This is a genomic window from Kitasatospora sp. GP30 (assembly GCF_029892145.1).
Taxonomy (GTDB): Bacteria; Actinomycetota; Actinomycetes; order Streptomycetales; family Streptomycetaceae; genus Kitasatospora; species Kitasatospora acidiphila.
In genome coordinates, this window is sequence record NZ_JARZAH010000005.1 from 102,582 (window position 1) to 122,247 (window position 19,666).

At 70.7% G+C, this 19,666-nt stretch carries 16 protein-coding genes and 1 pseudogene; 9 read left to right on the forward strand and 8 right to left on the reverse strand.

Annotated features, from left to right (window positions below; translation table 11 throughout):
- Positions 1 to 604 precede the first annotated feature (604 nt).
- On the reverse strand, positions 605 to 2,308 hold the full coding sequence (locus tag P3T35_RS10435; RefSeq protein WP_101384439.1) for an LCP family protein: 1,704 nt from the start codon (positions 2,306 to 2,308) through the stop codon (positions 605 to 607).
- A gap of 234 nt (positions 2,309 to 2,542) precedes the next feature.
- On the opposite strand from P3T35_RS10435, the gene P3T35_RS10440 reads away from it, so the two are divergent.
- Positions 2,543 to 2,839: a hypothetical protein gene (locus P3T35_RS10440; RefSeq protein WP_101384440.1), complete on the forward strand. Its 297-nt coding sequence runs from the start codon at positions 2,543 to 2,545 to the stop codon at positions 2,837 to 2,839.
- Positions 2,840 to 2,914: 75 nt separating this feature from the next.
- On the opposite strand, the gene P3T35_RS10445 is transcribed toward P3T35_RS10440, so the two are convergent.
- From P3T35_RS10445 to P3T35_RS10455, 3 genes are all read right to left on the reverse strand, one after another.
- Complete coding sequence (locus P3T35_RS10445) at positions 2,915 to 3,949, reverse strand: zinc-dependent alcohol dehydrogenase family protein (protein ID WP_101384441.1); 1,035 nt, start codon at positions 3,947 to 3,949, stop codon at positions 2,915 to 2,917.
- A gap of 79 nt (positions 3,950 to 4,028) precedes the next feature.
- Positions 4,029 to 5,489 (reverse strand): ATP-binding protein, encoded by a 1,461-nt coding sequence (locus P3T35_RS10450; protein WP_101384442.1) that lies wholly within the window; start codon positions 5,487 to 5,489, stop codon positions 4,029 to 4,031.
- Positions 5,486 to 7,162, reverse strand: a complete 1,677-nt coding sequence (locus tag P3T35_RS10455; RefSeq protein WP_101384443.1) for an FAD-dependent oxidoreductase — start codon at positions 7,160 to 7,162, stop codon at positions 5,486 to 5,488. Before P3T35_RS10455 ends, P3T35_RS10450 begins: the two co-directional genes overlap by 4 nt.
- Before the next feature lie 257 nt (positions 7,163 to 7,419).
- Here P3T35_RS10455 and P3T35_RS10460 point away from each other — a divergent pair, with 257 nt between their 5' ends.
- Positions 7,420 to 8,760, forward strand: a complete 1,341-nt coding sequence (locus tag P3T35_RS10460; RefSeq protein WP_101384444.1) for a GH1 family beta-glucosidase — start codon at positions 7,420 to 7,422, stop codon at positions 8,758 to 8,760.
- A 105-nt stretch (positions 8,761 to 8,865) separates the two neighbouring features.
- On the opposite strand, the gene P3T35_RS10465 is transcribed toward P3T35_RS10460, so the two are convergent.
- Positions 8,866 to 10,383 (reverse strand): MFS transporter, encoded by a 1,518-nt coding sequence (locus P3T35_RS10465; protein WP_218976749.1) that lies wholly within the window; start codon positions 10,381 to 10,383, stop codon positions 8,866 to 8,868.
- Between the two features lie 230 nt (positions 10,384 to 10,613).
- Between P3T35_RS10465 and P3T35_RS10470 the strand changes: the two genes are divergently transcribed.
- The 5 genes and pseudogenes from P3T35_RS10470 to P3T35_RS10490 all read left to right on the forward strand — a co-directional run bounded on the left by P3T35_RS10470 (position 10,614) and on the right by P3T35_RS10490 (position 13,639).
- Positions 10,614 to 10,715: a hypothetical protein gene (locus P3T35_RS10470; RefSeq protein ID WP_218976839.1), complete on the forward strand. Its 102-nt coding sequence runs from the start codon at positions 10,614 to 10,616 to the stop codon at positions 10,713 to 10,715.
- Between the two features lie 393 nt (positions 10,716 to 11,108).
- Complete coding sequence (locus P3T35_RS10475; RefSeq protein WP_101384446.1) at positions 11,109 to 11,501, forward strand: oxygenase MpaB family protein; 393 nt, start codon at positions 11,109 to 11,111, stop codon at positions 11,499 to 11,501.
- A 279-nt stretch (positions 11,502 to 11,780) separates the two neighbouring features.
- Positions 11,781 to 12,107 (forward strand): carboxymuconolactone decarboxylase family protein, encoded by a 327-nt coding sequence (locus P3T35_RS10480; RefSeq protein WP_101384447.1) that lies wholly within the window; start codon positions 11,781 to 11,783, stop codon positions 12,105 to 12,107.
- 243 nt (positions 12,108 to 12,350) lie between these two features.
- Positions 12,351 to 12,467 (forward strand): annotated as a pseudogene (locus P3T35_RS10485) (family 1 glycosylhydrolase); the annotation flags it as partial.
- A gap of 365 nt (positions 12,468 to 12,832) precedes the next feature.
- On the forward strand, positions 12,833 to 13,639 hold the full coding sequence (locus P3T35_RS10490; protein ID WP_101384448.1) for an SDR family oxidoreductase: 807 nt from the start codon (positions 12,833 to 12,835) through the stop codon (positions 13,637 to 13,639).
- 108 nt (positions 13,640 to 13,747) lie between these two features.
- On the opposite strand, the gene P3T35_RS10495 is transcribed toward P3T35_RS10490, so the two are convergent.
- Complete coding sequence (locus P3T35_RS10495) at positions 13,748 to 15,328, reverse strand: GMC family oxidoreductase (protein ID WP_101384449.1); 1,581 nt, start codon at positions 15,326 to 15,328, stop codon at positions 13,748 to 13,750.
- A 99-nt stretch (positions 15,329 to 15,427) separates the two neighbouring features.
- A complete protein-coding gene (locus P3T35_RS10500; RefSeq protein ID WP_101384450.1) occupies positions 15,428 to 15,952 on the reverse strand; it encodes a gluconokinase in 525 nt (174 codons plus the stop codon).
- Positions 15,953 to 16,255: 303 nt separating this feature from the next.
- Here P3T35_RS10500 and P3T35_RS10505 point away from each other — a divergent pair, with 303 nt between their 5' ends.
- Both P3T35_RS10505 and cydB read left to right on the forward strand, forming a co-directional pair.
- On the forward strand, positions 16,256 to 17,638 hold the full coding sequence (locus P3T35_RS10505) for a cytochrome ubiquinol oxidase subunit I (protein ID WP_101384451.1): 1,383 nt from the start codon (positions 16,256 to 16,258) through the stop codon (positions 17,636 to 17,638).
- A 25-nt stretch (positions 17,639 to 17,663) separates the two neighbouring features.
- Entirely contained in the window at positions 17,664 to 18,713 is a 1,050-nt protein-coding gene (cydB, locus tag P3T35_RS10510) for a cytochrome d ubiquinol oxidase subunit II (RefSeq protein ID WP_101384452.1), read from the forward strand.
- Positions 18,714 to 18,717: 4 nt separating this feature from the next.
- Here cydB and P3T35_RS10515 read toward each other — a convergent pair whose 3' ends face one another.
- Positions 18,718 to 19,665, reverse strand: a complete 948-nt coding sequence (locus P3T35_RS10515) for a cyclase family protein (RefSeq protein ID WP_101384453.1) — start codon at positions 19,663 to 19,665, stop codon at positions 18,718 to 18,720.
- Position 19,666: the final 1 nt, after the last annotated feature.

The window sequence follows — 19,666 nt, forward strand, 5'->3', positions numbered from 1 at the left end:
GGTCGAGCTATGGCTTATCACCATCCTCGACCGAAACGGCCGTCCCGGCGCCCACCCCAGCCCCAGATACGTCATATTCGGTAGAAGCGGGCTCCGGCGTGCCGTCCGGCATGCGGAAGTCATGGGCGGGCGGCACCGGCCGGCCGGGATGGACGGCGAGCCAGAGGGTGTCCAGCGACACCCCGCCCTCGCGCACGTTGTCCACCCGGATGCCCTCGGTCAGCAGCCCGCCGCACCCGGTCGCCGTCCCCGGTGGCGTGGGCGGCGTTCGCCTCCGCGAGCCGGATCCTGCCGCATCGCGAGGCCGAGCTAGACCAGGATCAGCGCGAGTTGACCGTCCGTCAGATGCACCTTGGCGGCCGGGCCGACGAATCGGCAAGGCGGGCAGCGTGAACAACTCGCTTCACCCTGTTGCGACCCGAGCTGGTCGTACGGGGCAGCACCGGCCCCGCCGCCCGCCCGCCGGGGCGAACGGACACCTGATCGCTGCGCGTCCGCCTTCAGTCGGACGGCCCCGAACCGCGCCGCCGCCCGCCGCCGGCCGGGGCCAACGGCTGGCGGAACGCTCCGGCCAGGCCGCCTACGGCCTGGCCGGAGAGCCTCGTCACGGCGCCGAGTCGGGGACGTCCGGGCTCTTGGCGTACGCCTGGGTGGGGTTCATGCCGACGTTGCCGAGCTTCACCGTGTCCTGGGTGGAGACCTGGGCGCACTTGCTGGAGTCATCGGCGGTCTGGGCCGAGGAGTTGCTCAGCGCGGCCTGGGTGTTGACCGGCGCCGGCGTGCCGGGCGAACTGCCGCCGCCACCACCGCCGAAGCTCGTGCCGCTCGGCCAGTCCTTGCCGATCACCAGGGTGATGCCGGAGCCCGCGCCGGGCTTGACGGCCGAGGCCGGCAGACCGACCGAGGCGGCCACCTCCTGGGCATCGGCCTCGCGGCCCGCCGTGTAGGTCACCTCGCTGGTCTCGTCGGTGCCGGTCGCGTTGGCGGCGCCGGTACCGGAGTTGTAACCGTCCGCCTTCAGGGCGTCGGCCACGTCGGCGGCGCGTCCGGTGATCCCGCTGCCGTTCTTCACGTGCACCACGATCTCGGACTTCGGCGCGCCGCCGGTGGCGGCGGGCGGGGCCGAAGTGGGAGCGGCGGAGGTGGCGTCGGGGTTGGCCGTCGAGGTGGCCTGGGCGGCCGCCGAGGCCTTGGAACCGTCCCCGTTGGTCAGTGAGACGTCACTGGTGATGGCGTTGAACAGGTTCTTCGCCGCCGGGTCGACCACCACCGCGGCGGGATCGGTGGGGTCCGGGTCGTTCTGCATCGTCGTCATGGTGATGCGGTTCGGCGGGACCTTGTTGAGGTCGTCGGCCAGGTTCACCAGGTTGGTGACGCCGGCGAGGCCGTCGTCGACGGTGAGCGCCTTGGTGGCGGCGTTGGCCAGCGAGAGCACCGCGGCGGGGTTGGTGAGGGTGCCCGCGCTCTTCAGCTGGCGGACCATCGAGCTGAGGAAGATGTGCTGGGCCGCCGCGCGCCCCAGGTCGGACCCGTCGCCGAAGCCGTGCCGGGTCCGGACGAACTGCAGGGCGGACATGCCCTGAAGGGTGTGGTTGCCCTTCTTCAGCTTCAGGTGCGAGTAGGGGTCGTAGACATTGTTGTCGACGCAGATCGGCACACCGCCGACCGCGTCCGACATGTCCACCACACCCTTGAAGTCGACCATCATGAAGTGGTCGATGGGTATGCCGGTCAACTGGTGCACGGCAGCCACCGTGCAGCCCGGACCGTAGTCCAGGGTGCTGTTGATCCGCTCCCGGTGCGGCTTCATCGTGGCGTGGGTCTTGCTGTCCACGCAGCCCGGCAGCGAGGCGTCGGTGTCGCGCGGGATGCTCATCACGGTCGCGTTGCTGCGGTCGGCCGAGACGTGCAGCACCATCTCCACATCGGCGTTGGCACCGGGCCCGCAGTCTCCGCCGATCTGGCAGTCGGCGGGGTTGTCCCGGCTGTCGGAGCCGATCACCAGGATGTTGATCGGGGTGCGGCCGAACGCGTCCGGCTTCTCATGGCCGGCGTCGCCGGACGTGCCGGCGAACAGCGGTGAGTGCTTGATGTTGCCGTTGAGCATCTCGAATATGTAGCCGCCGCCGGCGGCGGCCACCAGTACCAGCCCGGCGGTGGTGTACGCCAGGATCCGCAGGCCCTTCCGCTTGGGCTTCTTCTTGTTCTTGCGGACCGCCGCCCTGCCCCCGGCCGCCGACCCGGTCGGCTGGGCACCGCGCGCACGGCGGGGGGCCTCGGACCCGCCACCCGCTGATACGTCGACCATCCCCGCATGCCCTCCTCGACCTGTGTGTTCTGCGCTGCTGTTCTGCGATGGCGACGCTGCACGACCGGCCATCGGTTCCATTTGCGCAAGGTAGCAAGTGTTTCTGAGGTCGCCGGGAGCGGGGCACCCGCGGCCGCCACCGGGAGGCCGATCGCCCTGTGTAGCAGCACAGTTACTGGTTCCCTGCCCCGGCCGCTACCTCGACCCCTCCTCGGAAGGATCACGCGCGGGCGAGTGCGGATCGCCAACACCGGCATGCTGGTGCCGAGTTCCGGCGTCTTCAGCTACGCACGGCAGATCGCGCCGGGGCTGTACGAAGCCATCGCCCTGGATCTGCCGGAGACCGTCACACTGCTCCCCGACGCCCAACTGCCAAGGCGCGGCCGGATCGAGGACGTGCGCTCCGATGCCTTGGAGAAGCTGCGCGGGCTTCCCGTCGAGGGTCATGAAGTGGTCGGGGCGGCAGTGGGCTTCGCTTCGATGCGCCGGTCGGCGACGATGCGATCCCGCACGCTCCGGCGGACCGCGTGATGACGGCCGAAGCGACCACGCCGGCCCTCGACGACGATCCGTGCACCGCCTACCGCGCCTCCCGACAGGCCCCGGCTACCCCGTGACCAGCACCGCCGCCCCGGTGACCCGGTCGGCGGCGAGGTCGGCGAGCGCGGCGTCGGCGCGCAGCAGCGGGTAGCGGGAGACGTGGACCGTCGGCCGGGTCCGCGCCGCCTCCGCGAGGTAGGCGTGGCCGTCGGCCCGGGTATTGGCGGTCACGCTGCGCAGCGTGCGCTCCTGGAAGAGGTGCCGCTGGTAGTTCAGCGCCGGGATGTCGGTGAGGTGGATGCCGGCCACTGAGAGGGTGCCGCCGCGGTCCAGGGCTGCCAGGGCCACCGGGACCAGCTCGCCGACCGGGGCGAAGAGGATCGCGGCGTCCAGCGGCCGGGGTGGCGGGTCGTACGAGTCGCCGGCGAAGTCCGCGCCGAGCTCCAAGGCCAGCCGCCGGGCCGCCGCACCCCGCGTGAAGACGTCCACCCGGGCGCCGCGAGCCAGTGCGAGCTGGGCGGTCAGATGGGCGGAGGCCCCGAAGCCGTAGATGCCGAGCCGGCCGTCGGGCGGGAGTTCGGCGCGCTCCAGGGCACGGTAGCCGATGATGCCGGCGCAGAGCAGCGGGGCGAGCTCTTCGGCGGGCGGGCCGTCGGGCAGCCGGTAGGCGTAGCGGGCATCGGCGAGCAAGTGGCCGGCGTAGCCGCCGTCGCGGTCCCAGCCGGTGTAGCGGGAGCGCGGGCAGAGGTTCTCCCGGCCTGCTCGGCAGTAGGCGCACGTGCCGCAGGTCCAGGCCAGCCAGGCGACGCCGGCCCGGTCCCCGACCGCGAAGTCCTCGACCGCGGTACCGACCGCCAGCACGTGCCCGACCACCTCGTGGCCCGGAGCACACCTGGGGATCTTGGGGGAGAGGTCGCCTTCGGTCAGGTGCAGGTCGGTACGGCAGACTCCGCAGGCCTCAACCTCCACCAGCACCTCGTGCGGCCCCGGCGGGGAGAGCGGTCGGCGCTCCCAGACCAGTGGGTGGCCCGTGTCCACGCGCCCCGGCCGGGCGACCACCCAGCTGTCGGTCTCCCGGGGAAGCTGTTGTGCAGCAGTCATGGCGAAGCCCTCTCCGAATCGAAGCCCTCTCCGGGGCAGGTCGCCGCGGGTCACCAGCCCGACCGGATGCCCGTGTTGATCAACCCTGCCCCGGCGGGGCGTCGGTCTGCGCGGGGTTGATCGGGAGGCGGACCTGGAAGCGGGTGTCGCCCGGCGCGGACTCGAGGCGCAGGTCGCCGCCGTGCCGGTTGACGATGATGCGCCAGGAGACGTCCAGGCCCAGGCCGGTACCCTCGCCGACGGGTTTGGTCGTGAAGAACGGGTCGAAGACCCGGTCCTGTACGTCGGCGGGCACGCCGGGGCCGGTGTCGCGGAACTCGACCAGCACCTGGTCCCCGTCCCGCGCGGTCCGAACGGTGAGGGTGCCCTCGCCGTCGCCGGTGCTGCGCATGGCCCAGGCGGCGTTGTCGATCAGGTTCGTCCAGACCTGGTTCAGCTCGCCGGGGTAGCCGGGGACGCGGGGCAACGCGGGGTCGTACTCGCGCACGACCGTGATGTTCGGGCCGATCTTCGCGGCTAGCAGCAGCAGGGTGCTGTCCAGCAGCTCGTGGACATCGGCGTTCTGGTACGGAGCCCGGTCCAGCTGCGTGTACTGCTTCGCCGCCCCGACGAGCGCGGAGACGCGCTGGGTGGCGTCCTCGATCTCGTTCAGCAGCAGTTCGGCCTCGATGGTGCAGGTCAGCCAGTTCAGTGCGCTGCCGAGCACCTTTGCGGGCAGCGTCTCCGCGATCCGGTCCAGCCAGTCGGCGCCCAGACCCGCCTGGACGAGGACCGGCGCGAGCTCCCAGCCGTCGGCGACGTCGTGCTCCTCCAGCCAGTCACCGACCTCGTCCTCCCGGTCGGCGGCCTGGAGCGGGCCGAGCGCCGGGGCCTGCCCGATCCGGCCGACGGTCAGGTCCTGGAGGTCGCTCAGCTGCGCCAGGTCCTGGCCCTGGTGCGGCTCGGCGGCGAGTGCGGCGAACTCGCGGCGTTCCCGGGCAATGCGCTCCCGCAGCGCCGAGGTGGCGCGCACAGCGGCGGCCGCGGGGTTGTTGAGCTCGTGGGTCAGCCCGGCCGTCACCGACCCGAGGGCCAGCAGCCGCTCCCGCTGTCCGACCGCCTCCTGGGTGCTCTTGAATCCGAAGAACAGGCCCTCCAGCAGGTGGACGGCCATCGGGAACCAGTCGCGCATGACCCGCGCGAAGGCTTCCGCGGGCAGCACGAAGAACCGCGACCGCTCGGTGACCCGCAGCGAGTTGTTGTACACCTGCGGCACCTGGTCGCCGAGGTACGCCTGGAAGGCTCCGGCGTACACCCCGGGCGCGGAGGTGCTGGTGACGTCCACCTCCTGGCCGCCGACGCGGCGCGAGAGCACCACCGTGCCGTGGAACAGCACGTAGAAGTTCACGGCCGGATCCCCCTCCCGGTAGACGGGGCCCGGTTCGTGCCACTCCGGGTGGCCGTCCCGGCACAGCTGGGTGAGCTGCTCGGGCGTCAGCTTCTCGAACAGGAACAGCGTCCGCAGCTCCTGCTCGTCGCAGCCTGCCGGGCGGGCGGTCATGACTGCTCCAGGTACCGGTGCGCGAGCATGACGGCCATGGCGCCTTCGCCGACCGCGGAGGCGACCCGTTTGGCGGACTCCGCGCGCACGTCTCCGGCCGCGAACACTCCCGGCACGCTGGTCTCCAGGTGGTAGGGAGGCCGGTCCAACGGCCAGCCGCCCGGAGGGCGCGCGTCAGCGGTCAGGTCGGGGCCGGTCAGCACGAAGCCGCGGGGGTCCCTGAGCACCGTGCCGTCCAGCCAGTCGGTCAGCGGCTCGGCACCGATGAAGACGTACATCCACTGTGCGTCGACGGCCTCGGACCGCCCGGTCACCCGGTTGCGCAGGGTCAGGCCTTCCAGGTGCTCCCTGCCGTGGGCCGCCTCGACGACCGTGTCCGTGCGCACCGAGATGGTGGGGGCGTCCACGACCCGCTGGAGCAGGTAGAAGGACATCGAGGCGGCCAGGTCCGGGGCCCGCACCAGCAGGGTGACCTTCTTGGCACGGCGGGAGAGGAACATCGCGGCCTGGCCGGCGGAGTTCGCCCCGCCCACGACGAACACCTCCTGCCCCTGGCAGGCGGCCGCCGCGGTCAGCGCCGAACCGTAGTAGACCCCGCGCCCCGTCATCTCGGCGACTCCCGGTACGTCCAGCTGGCGGTAGGACACGCCCGTCGCCAGGATCACGGCCTGGGCCGAGACCGAGGAACCGTCGGCGAAGCGCAGCGTGCGGGCGGCCCCGTTCACCTCCAGGCCGGTGACCTTGCACGCCGTGAGCAGCTCCGCGCCGAACTTCATGGCCTGGCGGCGCGCCCGATCGGTGAGCTGCGCGCCGGAGACCCCGTCGGGGAATCCCAGGTAGTTCTCGATGCGCGAGCTCTGGCCCGCCTGGCCGCCGGTCGCCTCCCGCTCCACCAGGACGGTGCGCAGACCCTCCGAGGCTCCGTAGACGGCAGCGCCGAGCCCTGCGGGGCCGCCGCCGACTATGACCAGGTCGTAGAAGTCCGCCGCCGGGGTGGTCGACAGCCCGACGTGGACGGCCAGGTCCCGTTCCTCCGGTTCCACGAGCACCGTGCCGTCCGGGGGCACCACGAGCGGCAGCCGCCGCGCGTCCAGCCCTGCGGCTGCCAGCAGGCGCACGCCCTCCGGTTCCTCGCTGGAGTACCACCGGTACGGCACCTGGTTGCGGGCCAGGAACTCCCGGATCTGCGAGGAACGGGCCGACCAGCGGTGGCCGACGACCTTCGTGGTGTCCACGGCCCGGCCCCCGGTGTCCCGCCACGACTCCAGCAGGTCGTCCACCACCGGGTACAGCTTCTCCTCGGGCGGCTCCCACGGCTTGAGCAGGTAGTGGTCGAGGTCGACGACGTTGATCGCGTCGATCGCGGCGTTGGTGTCGGCGTAGGCCGTGAGCAGTACCCGCCTGGCTGCCGGGTAGAGGTCGAGCGCCTCCTCGAGGAACTCGATGCCGTTCATCTGCGGCATCCGGTAGTCCGCCAGGATCACCGCCACGGGCGTGCCCCGCAGCTTCAGCTCGCGCAGCGCCTCCAGCGCCGACGCGCCGGACTCGGCGCGGACCACTCGGTGGTCGCTCCCGTAGCGACGGCGCAGGTCCCGGGCAACCGCACGGGACACCGCAGGATCGTCGTCCACGGTCATGATGACGGTCCGCATCGCATCGGTGACTTCTGCCATGGCTCACCACCCAGGACGGTCGTCGGTTCCAGGGGACGACCATTCCAGTGTGCTCGCCGACCCGTGGTCGGGCCCACCGTCGCGAGCGGCTCCGCTTCGTGGCCGCCGGCCCACTGCGCCCGCCGAGGACGGCAGCGGCGGGGTCGGTGAGCGTTGCGTCCATGCTTGGTGTGCATGAAATGCCCATCTGTTTCTGGTAGTTCAGGGCGTTCGTCCCCTAATATGAGCCGAACTCATATAAGTTGAGGGGGTTGGGCATGATCGATCGACGTGGTCTTCCGGCCGGCTTCACCTGGGGCGCGTCCACCGCCGCATACCAGATCGAGGGTGCGGTGGACGAGGACGGTCGCGGGCGCTCGGTGTGGGACGTGTTCTGCGAGCGTCCCGGGGCGGTGAAGAACGGCGACAGCGGGCGGATCGCCTGCGACCACTACCACCGCTACGTCGTGGACGTGGCACTGATGCGTGAACTCGGGCTCGACGGTTACCGGTTCTCGATCGCCTGGCCCAGGATCCAGCCCATGGGCCGGGGTTCGGTGAACCCGGCCGGGCTGGACTTCTACGACCGCTTGGTGGACGCCCTGCTGGCGGCCGGGATCACCCCGCTGCCCACCCTCTTCCACTGGGACCTGCCGCAGACCCTGGAGGAGGACGGCGGTTGGCTGGCCCGCGACACCGCGTACCGCTTCGCCGAGTACGCCGCGCTCGTCGCGGACCGCCTCGGTGACCGAGTGCCGGCCTGGATCACCCTCAACGAGCCCGTGGTGCACATGGTGTTCGGGTACGCCTTCGGCATCCACGCTCCGGGCCGCGCCCTGATGCTGGACGCCCTGCCCGCCGGGCACCACCAACTCCTCGGCCACGCGCTGGCCGCGTCCGAGTTGCGGTCCCGTGGTCTTGAGGTGCTGATCGCCAACAACCTCACGCCCGTGTGGCCCGCTTCGGCGAGCGAGCCGGACCGTGCCGCCGCCGACGCCTACGACGCACTGCACAACCGCCTGTTCCTCGACCCGCTGCTGCTCGGCCGCTACCCGGACCTGGGCGCCTACGGCGTGTCGGCCGACCTCGGCGGCAGCGTCCACCCGGGCGACCTGGAACTGATCGCCGACGCCGGACGCCTGGACGGGCTCGGCGTCAACTACTACAACCCCACCCGGATCGCCGCCCCCACCGACCCCAGCCTCCCCTTCACCGAGGTCGAGATCGACGGCGTCCCCCGCACCCACTTCGGCTGGCCCGTCGTCCCCGACGGCCTGCGCCAACTCCTCCTCACCCTCCGCTCCCGCTACGGCACCGCCCTCCCGCCCATCACCATCACCGAGAGCGGCTGCTCCACCGACGACACCCTGGACGACCAGTTCCGCATCGACTACCTGGCCGGCCACCTCGACGCCCTCGCCGAGGCGATCGCGCAGGGCGTGGACGTACGCGGCTACTACACCTGGTCCTTGATCGACAACTTCGAGTGGGCCGACGGGATGAGTCAGCGTTTTGGTCTTGTCCACGTTGATTTCGAGACGCAGCGCCGCACTCCGAAGGCGTCGTACGCCTGGTATCGCGATCTGATCGCTGCCCACCGGGAGCGGCGCGGGAGGTAGGCCGGGCGGTCTTCCGACCGTAGACGGAGATTCCGGCGGACCCGGGCTGAGGCGCGCCCCCGGGCTGAGGCGCGCCCCCGGGTGGATGGTTCGGTGCGAATGGACCTAGGTCTCCTGACGGTCGATCTCGTCCTCCCGGACCAGCCAGAGCGCAAGGGCGGCGCCGGCAAGGCTGACCAGTCCGCCGAGCAGGAGCACGAGGTTGAGGCCGTCGAGGAAGCCGGCCCGGGCGGCGGCCGACGCGGCCGCCCGGGCCGGTTCGGGGAGCGCGGCGAGAGCCTGCGGCAGGCTGCCGGAGGACGCGGCCTCGACCAGTTCGCGCGGACGGGTACCCTCCGCGATCGGCGTGCCCGCCGCCAGCTCGCGGACCTTGTGCGAGCCCCGGCCGACGAAGATCGCCCCCCAGAGGGCGATGCCGACCGCGATGCCGACCTGCCGGAAGGTGTCGTTGACGCCGGCCGCCATACCGCTCTTCTCCTTGGGCACCACACTCACCGCGACATCGGCGATCACCGGGTTGATCAGACCGACGCCCGCGCCGCCGACCAGGAACCCGGCGAGCAGGGCGGTCCAGGTGTCCTCGGGTTGGAGGTCGCCCATCAGCAGCAGGCCCGCGCCGACCGCGATGAGGCCGACGCAGAGCATCAGCCGGGCCGGCACCCGGGAGAGCAGCGCTCCGGCCACCGGCGCCACCAGGAAGCTGAGCACTGTGATCGGCAGGTAGCGGACACCCGCCGCGAAGGGCGAGAGTCCGAGGTAGTTCTGCAGATACAGCGTCAGGTAGAGGAAGAGGGCGAACAGCGAGCTGGAGACCGCGAACGCGGCCAGCTGCACTCCGGTGAACGCGTGCCGGCGGAACAGCCCGAGCGGCAGCATCGGCTCCGGGACGCGGTGTTCGATCAGCACGAAGACGGCGAGCAGGACGGCCGCGCCGACGAACAGTGCCACGATCAGTGTGCTGCCCCAGCCGTCGGTGTTGCCCCGTACCAGTGCGAGGACGAGCAGGAACAGGCCGCTGCTGAAGGCCGCGACCCCGGCCCAGTCGATCCGGGTCGCGTTCGGGTCGCGGCTCTCTGCCAGCTTGAGGTAGGTGACGACCAGGGCCGCCACGCCGATCGGCACGTTCAGGAAGAAGATCCACTCCCAGCCGAGCGAGCTGGTGAGCGCCCCGCCGATCAGTGGCCCGACGGCGACGGCCACCCCGATCGTCGCCCCGTAGATGCCCATCGCGGTGCCGCGCTCGCGGCCGGGCGGGAACTCCTGCGCGACCAGGGCCAGCGAGACCGCGAACATCACCGCGCCGCCGACCCCTTGCACCGCACGGGAGATATTGAGGAAGGTCGGGTTCGGTGCCAGTCCGCAGAGCAGCGAGGCGCCGGAGAAGACCACCAGACCCGCGGCGAAGGTGCGGCGCCGCCCGAGCCGGTCGGCCAGCGAACCTGCCGTCAGCACCAGGGCGGCGAGCGAGAGGGTGTAGGCATCGAACACCCATTGCAGGTCGGTGAAGCTCGCGCCCAGATCCTTGCGGATGGATGGCAGGGCGACGTTCACGACCGTGATGTCGAGCAGCAGCATGAACGTCGCGACCGAGACGGCGATCAGCGTCCACCACTTGCGTTGCACGGCTGACGGTCTCCTTCGACGGAGGGCGTGGTCCGCCGTCCGGGGTTCGGCGGCGCCGCCGTCGACCGTACGCAATGCCGTTGCCCGAACCCGCACAGACACGGCCGGACGCAGGTGGGGGAGCCCCCGTCCGGTGGATGCCGTGAGGACCATCTATTCGATGCTCGACTGTGGTCCGCATAGATTGACAGGCTGTTCGACGGCCTGAGGGCTACGACCAGCGCTTCGGCCTGGTCCACGTCGACTTCGAGACGCAGCGCCGCACCCCGAAGGCCTCGTACGCCTGGGACCGAGACCTGATTGCGACTCACAGGACGGAGCGCGCAGAGTAATTGACCAGGATGACCATGCGTCATCCTCGATCGCTGATCCGCTTGGACTCTGCCGAGGTTCCCATGGGTGTGTACCGGGCTCGGGGAGGTAATGACAGGGTGTGCGACAGGATCGGCGCCGCCTGTCAGCGGTCAGCCGGTGGTCGAGGGAAGACCGCGGTCAGGCACCTTTGCTCCTGCCCGTGGAAGCGGAGGAGCTCGGTTCCGCGGACGCGGATGCGGTCGGCGAGGCCAGTGTGACGGAGGGCCGTTCCTGCTCGCGGTCGGCGCTGACCGCTCCGTGGTCCCCGTCGCCACCAGGGCGTGCCGGGGGCGGGCCCGGGTCCGGCGCAGCGGCTGCGCCCTCCGGCAAGGCTGCCAGGCCACACCGGTACCGTGGTGGCCGGGGCGAGGATGGGCAGGACGGTAGTACGCGAGGTGGGGCGGGTCGCCGAGCTCCTGGGCGCCCTCGACGTACCCGGCTCCCGTGTCGAGGTCGCGGACTACCTGGCCCGCGTCCGGCCGGAGTTGCGGGTCACACCGCCGGCCCTGGACGTGCTCCGGCTGCTGCGCGGCTTCGGCCGAAGCGGCCGCGAGCGCGCCGCCATCCGGGTGCTGACGAATGCCTCACTCGGCGTGCTGCCGAGCTGGGCCCGCGCCGAACTCGCGGTGAACCGGCCCCGGTTGCTCCGCGCGCTGTGGGACCGCCCGTTGGCGCGCACCGGCGGCCGGATCCTGGTCTGGGCCTGCGGCCCGTCCCGGATCCGCGAAGCCGCGTACGCCCGGGCGACGGCCGAACCACCGTGAGCCGACTGAGGCCGAGCCGACCTGGGACGGCCGAAGTCGGGGTGCCCGGTCGGACGGATCCGCGTGGCCGCCACCGTCGGCGGGCCATCGACGTCCTGGGGCGGCGGCTACGGAGCCGGAACCACGACGGTCACCACGCCGTCGGCTCAGGCACCACCGCTCGCCGTGCGTGATGCGGGGGAGGCCTCTAGGGTCGAATGGCAGGCCGCCCGCTGTGTGGATTCCGCTGCTCGGCGGGATGCCTGTGTCGATATCACCGCATTCGGAAGGCAGCGCGACATGTCCATACAGTCCGAGACCCCGGTACTCGACACCCTCGCCGCCATGACCGTCGACTCGGTTGAGCGATGCGGTCTGGACGAGGCCACGCTCATCCTCACCCGCATCGCCGCTCTCGCGGCCATGGATGCACCGGCGACCTCCTATCTCGCCCACCTCGGCCCGGCGGTCGAAGCGGGCATGACGGTCGAGCGGTTGCAGGACGTCCTGGTGGCGGTCGCACCCATCGTGGGTACCGCCCGAGTCATGTCGGCCGCCGGCCACATCACCCAGGCACTCGGCTTCGCCATCGCCGTGGCCGACATCGAAGTCGAATCCGAAGCCTAGGTTCGAAGCCGAGTACCTCGGGGCGTCGACGTGCCGCTGCCGGCTACCGCGTCGCGGCTGCTGCAACTCGCGTACGTCGGCGCGCTCGGCTCGCGCCGGACCCACCGCGAGCGGCTGGTCCGTATTGTAGGCGAGTTGACATTACCCGCGACTCCGTTGCCAGACAGCCGAGTTAGATAGCAGTGGTAACTCGCGGTCAAGGTCTCGCTACAATGACAGCCTGTTCGACGGCCCGAGGGGTACGGCGAGCGCTTCGGCCTGGTGCACGTCGGCTTCGAGACGCAGCGGCGCACTCCGAAGGCCTCCTACCCCTGGTACCGGGATCTGATCACCAATCACCGTGTCCTTCGCGGACACTAGTTCCCGGTGCCCGGACGGACCTCCACCACGGCGACCTGCTGCTCGTCTACATCGACACGCCCTCCTCGTCCGGCTCCGACCCGCGCGCAGACATGCTCGTGGGAGGGGGCCCGGACGGCTCGTAGCCCAACCGCATGACAGGCCCCGCCGAAATACGGCTGCGTGGCGCGCCGGTTTGTCCCGCCTGCGGTGCCGGGTGCTTTCGTCTGGAGGACCGGGCATGCGACGGCGGCTCTGTCTGTCCCGGCAAGCCGGCCGACTCCCGGCCTTCCTCACACGCGCAGCCCGCTCCTTGCGGGCGTGTCGCCCGAAACGCCGAAGGAGAGACCGTGGTGGCAGGAAGTGTCGACGAGACCCGCGGGACGATGCCCGCGCAGCTTCTCAGGGGCCAGAAGGCGCTGGTGACCGGTGCCAACTCCGGGATCGGCCTGGCGACCGCCGTTGCGCTGGGGCGGGCCGGAGCGGATGTCGTGGTGAACTACGTCGTCGGTGCGGACGAGGCCGAGAAGGTCGTGGCGCAGATCAAGGAGTTCGGGGTCCGCGCCTACGCCCACCAGGCCGACGTGTCCGACGAGGACCAGGTGGTTGCGATGGTCGCGCGGATGGTCGAGGAGTTCGGCACCATCGACATCATGGTGGCCAACGCGGGCCTGCAGCGGGATGCGCCAGTGACGGAGATGACGTACGCGCAGTGGAAGAAGGTGATCGACGTCAACCTGACCGGCCAGTTCCTCTGCGCGCGGGAGGCCGCCAAGGAGTTCGTGCGGCGAGGCGTGGTGGAGGAGGTGTCCCGGTCGGCCGGGAAGATCATCTGCATGAGCTCGGTCCACCAGATCGTCCCGTGGTCGGGCCACGTGAACTACGCCTCCTCCAAGGGCGGTGTGGGCATGCTGATGCAGACCCTCGCCCAGGAGCTGGCCCCCAAGGGCATCAGGGTCAACGCGGTGGCACCCGGCGCCATCCGCACCCCCATCAACAAGGACGCCTGGTCCACGCCCGAGGCCGAGGCCGACCTCCTGCGCCTGATCCCCTACCGCCGCGTGGGTGATCCTGACGACATCGCCAACGCGGTCGTCGCCGTGGCGTCCGACCTGCTCGACTACGTGGTCGGCGCCACGCTCTACGTCGACGGCGGCATGACGCTCTTCCCCGGCTTCGCCACCGGCGGCTGATCTCCTGGGAACAACCGGCAGCGGCGCTCGGCCGGTTCACGCTGCGACGGAGCCGGCGGCGGGTGGCACGTCCACCCGCCGCCGGCTCTCGCCGTGTGCGACACCCCGTCAGCGCAGCCGGGCGGCGATGTGGTCGCCGACCCGCAGGGCGTTGGCGATGGCGGTCAGTGACGGGTTCACCGCGCCGATGCTGGGGAAGAAGCTGGTGTCCACGACGTAGAGGTTGTCGAGGTCGTGGGCCTTGCAGTTGACGTCGAGGGCCGAACTCTTCGGGTCCTCGCCGAAGCGCACGGTGCCGGCCTGGTGGGCGGTGGCGCCGATCGGCATGCCCTTGTGCAGGTAGATGCTGTGTGACAGGAGGTGGTGCTCGTGCATGCCCAGGTGCCCGAGCATCCCCTGCAGCTTGTGCTGGAGGCGCTTCAGCCCGGCGATGTTGTTCTTCTCGTCCAGGGCCAGGTGGATGTCGCCGTTGTCGTCGAGGGTGACGCGGCTCTCGGGCAACGGGAGGTCCTCACCGCACAGCCAGAAGTCGACGGCGTGGTGGGCCAGCGTCTCGAACGGCATGTCGGGTGAGACCGAGCCGGCCCAGCGCGGTGCTTCGCCGTGGATCTGGTCGGCGTCGGATTTGCCGAGCATCTGGATGCCGCCGAGCGGGTAGTCCCAGTCGTCCGCGCCGAGGTACCAGTCGTGCAGGGCCAGGGTCTTCTGGAACCTGGTGGGGTTGGGCTCCTTGGAGACCGCCATCAGCGCCAGGTTGTTGTGCCGCATGTAGTGGCGTCCCACTACGTCGGAGCTGTTGGCAAGGCCGCCCGGATGCTTGTCGTTCGCCGAACGGAGCAGCAGGACGGCCGAGTTGACCGCGCCGCAGGCGACCACGACGATGTCGGCGGCGAACCCGGTGGTGGTCCCGTCCGTCAGCTCGGCCACGACCCGGGTGACGGTGCGTCCGGTCGGGTCGGTCTCCAGCCGCCGCACGTCGGCGTTGGTGATCATCGTGACGTTGTCGTGCTCCAGGGCGGGGTCGACGCAGATCACCTGGGCGTCGGACTTGGCGCCCAGCAGGCAGGGGAAGCCGTCGACCCGGTCGCAGCGGATGCAGGCGCTGGTGCGGGTGGCCCGGCCGTCCTCGTCCTGGGTGAGGTTCACGCCGATGGGCAGGTGGAAGGGGTGCAGTCCCTGCTTCTCCAGGTCGTCGCTGAGCTGCTGGATGCGCGGTTCGTGTTCCACCGGGGGGTGTGGGTACGGGCCGCCGGCCGGGCCCTCGGTGGGGTCTTCGCCGTGCCGTCCGTGCACGAGATAGAGCTGCTCGGCCTGGGTGTAGTACGGCTCCAGGTCCTCGTAGCGGATCGGCCAGGCGGGGGAGACGCCGTCGTGGTGGCGCAGCTCGCCGAAGTCCTCGGGGCGCAGTCGGAAGAGCGCGGCGCCGTAGAACTTGGTGTTGCCGCCGACGTAGTAGTTGACCTCCGGCGGGAACTGGTTGCCGTGCTTGTCGTACCAGAACTCGGGAGCACGGTACTTGCCCTTGACGAACACCGCGGTGGAGTCCCAGTTGTCCCGCTCGCGCGGCAGGTAGCCCCCGCGCTCCAGGATCAGGATCCGCTTCCCGGTGGGAGCCAGTCGATGCGCGAGCGTGCCGCCCCCCGCGCCCGTACCGATGATGATGACATCGTAGTGCTGGTCGTCAGCCACGCTGGACCCCGTTCCATTTCCAGGACATTCACTGCCAATACGGAAGCTATCGGGCAGTCCTGGTGGCGGCGACCGAGCGAAGGCTGAACGCGGTTGCGTTCACCCCATCGCCCGCACGGCTCTCAGCGCATCCTCGACGATCGTCTGCGGAGCGGCCGTCGCGTCGACGGTCAGGCCGGGTTCGTCAGGCTGCAGGGGTTCCAGGGTGTCGTACTGGGAGCCGACCAGCCGCGCGGGCATGAAGTGGCCCAGCCGTCCCGCGACCCGCCGGTCGGCGGTCTCCCGGTCGAGTGTCAGGTGCAGGAACCACACACCCGCGCCGGCCAGGCGGAACTGGTCCCGGTACGTGCGCTTGAGAGCCGAGCACGCCATCACCCCGCCCCGGCCGGTATCGGCCGCCTCCCGGATCCAGTCGGCCAGGGACCGCAGCCACGGCCGGCGGTCATCGTCGTCGAGCGGGTGGCCGGCGGCCATCTTGGCGCGGTTCGCGGCCGGATGCAGGTCATCGGCCTCGACGAAGGGCACCATGAGCCGTTGCGCGAGCAGTCGGCCCACGGTGGACTTGCCCGATCCGGAGACGCCCATGACCACCACGATCGTGGGCGCCCGGGTGGCTCCCGCCATGACGTTCCTCCCGGCGTGGTGCGCGGCCGACGTGAGCCGACGGTACGTCAGGGATCCGCCCGGCCGGCACCGTGCCGCTCCGCACGTCCTGAACGAAGCCCCCGTACCACCGAACGGGCGGCGGCCGAATCGGTGGACCCGGTTTACCGCAACCTCACCTGACCTGCGCTTTCACGGGGGAGGCCGACAGCTCGGTGAGAGTGCTCCCCGGTGAGTCGATGCCGACGTGCTTGCCTGGGCGGAGATCATCCCGGGATCCGGGGCCGCCCTGGTGGCATCGACGCTCACGGATTGGGAGCAGAAATGAGTCAGCTCGACCTCGCCCGGCTGCAGTTCGCGATGACGTCGATCTACCACTTCCTGTTCGTCCCCGTCACCATCGGCCTGAGCTTCCTGACCGCGCTGCTGCAGACCGCGTGGCACCGTACCGACCGCCCGGAGTACCTCCGGCTGACCCGGTTCTTCGGGACGCTTCTGGTGATCAACATCGCGGTCGGCGTGGTGACCGGCCTGGTCCAGGAGTTCCAGTTCGGCATGGACTGGTCGGGGTACTCACGCACGGTGGGAGACGTCTTCGGCGCCCCGCTGGCGATGGAGGGGCTCGCGGCGTTCTTCCTGGAGTCGACCTTCCTGGGGCTGTGGCTGTTCGGCTGGGACAAGCTGCCGAAGCGGGTGCACCTGGGGACGATCTGGGCCGTGGCCGTCGGCGGCGCGCTGTCCGCGGCGTTCATCATGGCGGCCAACTCCTGGATGCAGCACCCGGTCGGATACACGATCAACTCGTCCACCGGCCGCCCGCAACTGAACGACGTCTGGGCGCTGTTCACCAATCCCGTGTTCCTACGCGGCTATCTGCACGTCCTGCTGGCCTCGCTGGTCACCGGAGCGATGGTCATGCTGGCGGTCTCGGCCTGGCAGCTGCGCAAGGGGGCCGACCCCGAGGTGTTCCGGCTGTCGGCGAGGTTGTCGCTGGTGCTGCTCGTCCCCGCGCTGCTGTTCGCCATGCTGGTCGGGAGCGAGCTCGGGGTGACCGAGGGCAAGTACCAGCCGATGAAGATCGCCGGCGCGGAGGCCCAGTGGCAAACCTGCCAGCCGTGCTCCTTCTCCATCTTCCAGGTCGGCGGCGGCAAGAACGACCAGACCCCCACGAAGATCATCGCCATTCCCCACCTGCTCTCGCTGCTGGCCACCAACCACTGGAACGGCCAGGTGCTCGGGCTCAACGCCGTCCAGAGCCAGTACCAGCAGCGTTACGGGCCGGGCGAGTACGTGCCCGACATCTTCATCCAGTACTGGTCGATGCGCGTGATGGCCTATCTCGCCACCATCGCCCTCCTGGTCGGCCTCTGGGGGCTCTGGCTGCTCAGACGCAAACGGCTCGCCGAGTCACCCTGGTTCCTGCGGGTGGCCGTCTGGTCGGTCGTCCTGCCCTTCCTGATCAACACCGCCGGCTGGCTGCTCACGGAGAACGGCCGTCAGCCATGGATCGTCCAGGGCATCCAGCTCACCAGGAACGGGGTGTCACCGTCCGTCAGCACGACCACCGTGGCGATCAGCATCCTGGTCTTCTTCCTGCTCTATGCAGCACTTGCCGTCGTCGCCGCCGTGGTGATGACGCGCTACGCCCGCAAGGACGCCGCCGAGGCTCCGAGCGAAGACCAGCCCGTACCGGCCGTGACCTACTGAGGTCCCGAATCACTCCGAGGTCGCGATGGCACTCGCCGTCTTCTGGTTCATCCTCATCGCCGTGCTGTGGACGGGCTTCTTCGTCCTGGAGGGATTCGACCTGGGCGTCGGCATGCTGCACGCGGTGCTGGTGCGGGACGAACCCGGGCGCCGGGCCGTGATCAACACGATCGGGCCGCTGTGGGACGGCAACGAGGTGTGGCTGATCACGGCCGCCGCCGCCATGTTCGCGGCGTTTCCCCCTTGGTACGCGACGCTCCTCTCCGGCTTCTACCTCGCAGTCGTCCTGCTGCTGGTCGGGCTCATCATCCGCGGGGTCTCCTTCGAGTTCCGCGGCAAGATCGACAGTGTCCGCTGGCGGCGGACCTGGGACGTGCTGCTGACCGCCGGAAGCCTGATCGTGCCGCTGGTGATCGGGATCGCCCTGGGCGACCTGCTGCACGGCGTCCCGATCGGGAGCGACCAGGAGTTCGCGGGGAACTTCGCCGACCTGTTCACCGGCTACGGCGTGTTCACCGGTATCACCCTCGTGGTGCTGTGCGTCCTGCACGGGGCGACGTTCATCGCGCTCAAGACCACCGGCGGCGTCCGCCGCCGGGCCGGCCTGCTGGCGCGCCGGGCGGCCCCGGTGACCGGTCTGGTGGTGCTGGCCTTCGTGACCTGGACACACTCCACAGCCGGCCGGGGCATCCTGATCAACCTCGCCGAACTCGCCGCAGTGCTGGCCGTGTTCGCCGCCGCATGGCTGATCGCCACCGGGCACGAAGGGTGGGCCTTCGCCGCCACCACACTGGCGATGGCCACCACCGTGGTCTCGATCTTCGTCGAGCTCTACCCGCGGGTCATGGTGTCGAGCACCAACTCCGCGTTCGACCTGACCGTGCACAACACCGCCTCGGGCCAGTACGCGCTCAAGGTGATGACCATCGTCGCCATCGTCCTGCTCCCGGTCGTACTCGCCTACCAGAGCTGGACGTACCACGTGTTCCGGCTCCGGCTGACAACCGAGCACTTCCAGGGTCCCGAGGGCTCCGGTGGCTCGGGAGCGTCGGTGGCCCCGCAGCCCGAGGCCTGAGCCGTCACAGGACGGCGATCGGATTGACCGGTGAGCCGGTGGCGTCCGGCAGCCTCAGCGGGGCGATCACGCACAGGAACGACCAGCGCCGCTGGGCCTCGCAGAGCGGCGCCAGGTCCTCGAACTGCAGGTAGTCCAGCAGGTGCAGGCCCATGGCGTGGATCGCCAGTACATGCACGGGGAAGTCGACGCCTTCCGTGGAGCTCGGAGCGGTGTCGTTGTTCCCGTCGCCGCCGAGCACGGCGACCCGCCGGTCGGCCAGGAACTCCAGCGCCGACGGGTGGAGCCCGGCGCGCGTGCTCGCCGCGTGCCAGGCTCCCCGTTCGGCGCGGCGGCGTCGGTGGCCGACTCGGACGAACAGGAGGTCGCCCTCGGCCACGCGGACCCGCTGAGCGGCTTCGGCCGCAGTGAGGTCGTCGGCGGTCACGTGGTCACCCGGTTCGAGCCACGGCACGCCGCGCAGCCGCGGGATGTCCAGCAGTACACCGCGCCCGACGATCCCGTTGTGGGCCGCCTCGATGGAGAGTGCCGTGGCGCCGCCCGCCGTGACGCTGCTCGCCGGCACGCCGCCGTGCAGCGTGCCGTCGTAGATCACGTGGCACAGGGCGTCGATGTGGCTGTCGGCGTCGCCGTGCACGTTCATCGCGAAGCTGTCCATCGCGAAGTGCAGCCCACTCGCGGTGTCGTCGCCCTCCCGCTGCCCGCTCATCCGGTGTCTCGCGGGCTCCGGATTGTCCGGACCGGGCAGCGTCTCCACCGGCGCGGCGAGAGTGACCGTCCGGCCGGTCCGCACCTCGCGGGCGGCAGCCAGCACTCGGGCGGGGGTGAGGGCGTCCAGCGCACCCCGGTCACCCGCGGCCCAGGCGGCGCGCGCGAGCAGGCTCCGGTACAACGCGCCGAACTCGTCCCTGGTCAGCCGTGGCGGTCCCGCCGGACCGGCATGCGTGACCATG

Excerpts from the sequence above, each read along its gene's own strand:
- P3T35_RS10460 (WP_101384444.1), top strand. The coding sequence starts at position 7,420 with ATGATCGATCGACGTGGTCTTCCGGCCGGCTTCACCTGGGGCGCGTCC.
- P3T35_RS10435 (WP_101384439.1), bottom strand. The coding sequence starts at position 2,308 with ATGGTCGACGTATCAGCGGGTGGCGGGTCCGAGGCCCCCCGCCGTGCG.
- cydB (WP_101384452.1), top strand. The coding sequence starts at position 17,664 with ATGGCACTCGCCGTCTTCTGGTTCATCCTCATCGCCGTGCTGTGGACG.
- P3T35_RS10500 (WP_101384450.1), bottom strand. The coding sequence starts at position 15,952 with ATGGCGGGAGCCACCCGGGCGCCCACGATCGTGGTGGTCATGGGCGTC.
- P3T35_RS10450 (WP_101384442.1), bottom strand. The coding sequence starts at position 5,489 with ATGACCGCCCGCCCGGCAGGCTGCGACGAGCAGGAGCTGCGGACGCTG.
- P3T35_RS10505 (WP_101384451.1), top strand. The coding sequence starts at position 16,256 with ATGAGTCAGCTCGACCTCGCCCGGCTGCAGTTCGCGATGACGTCGATC.
- P3T35_RS10455 (WP_101384443.1), bottom strand. The coding sequence starts at position 7,162 with ATGGCAGAAGTCACCGATGCGATGCGGACCGTCATCATGACCGTGGAC.
- P3T35_RS10515 (WP_101384453.1), bottom strand. The coding sequence starts at position 19,665 with ATGGTCACGCATGCCGGTCCGGCGGGACCGCCACGGCTGACCAGGGAC.
- P3T35_RS10445 (WP_101384441.1), bottom strand. The coding sequence starts at position 3,949 with ATGACTGCTGCACAACAGCTTCCCCGGGAGACCGACAGCTGGGTGGTC.
- P3T35_RS10480 (WP_101384447.1), top strand. The coding sequence starts at position 11,781 with ATGTCCATACAGTCCGAGACCCCGGTACTCGACACCCTCGCCGCCATG.
- P3T35_RS10490 (WP_101384448.1), top strand. The coding sequence starts at position 12,833 with ATGCCCGCGCAGCTTCTCAGGGGCCAGAAGGCGCTGGTGACCGGTGCC.
- P3T35_RS10475 (WP_101384446.1), top strand. The coding sequence starts at position 11,109 with ATGGGCAGGACGGTAGTACGCGAGGTGGGGCGGGTCGCCGAGCTCCTG.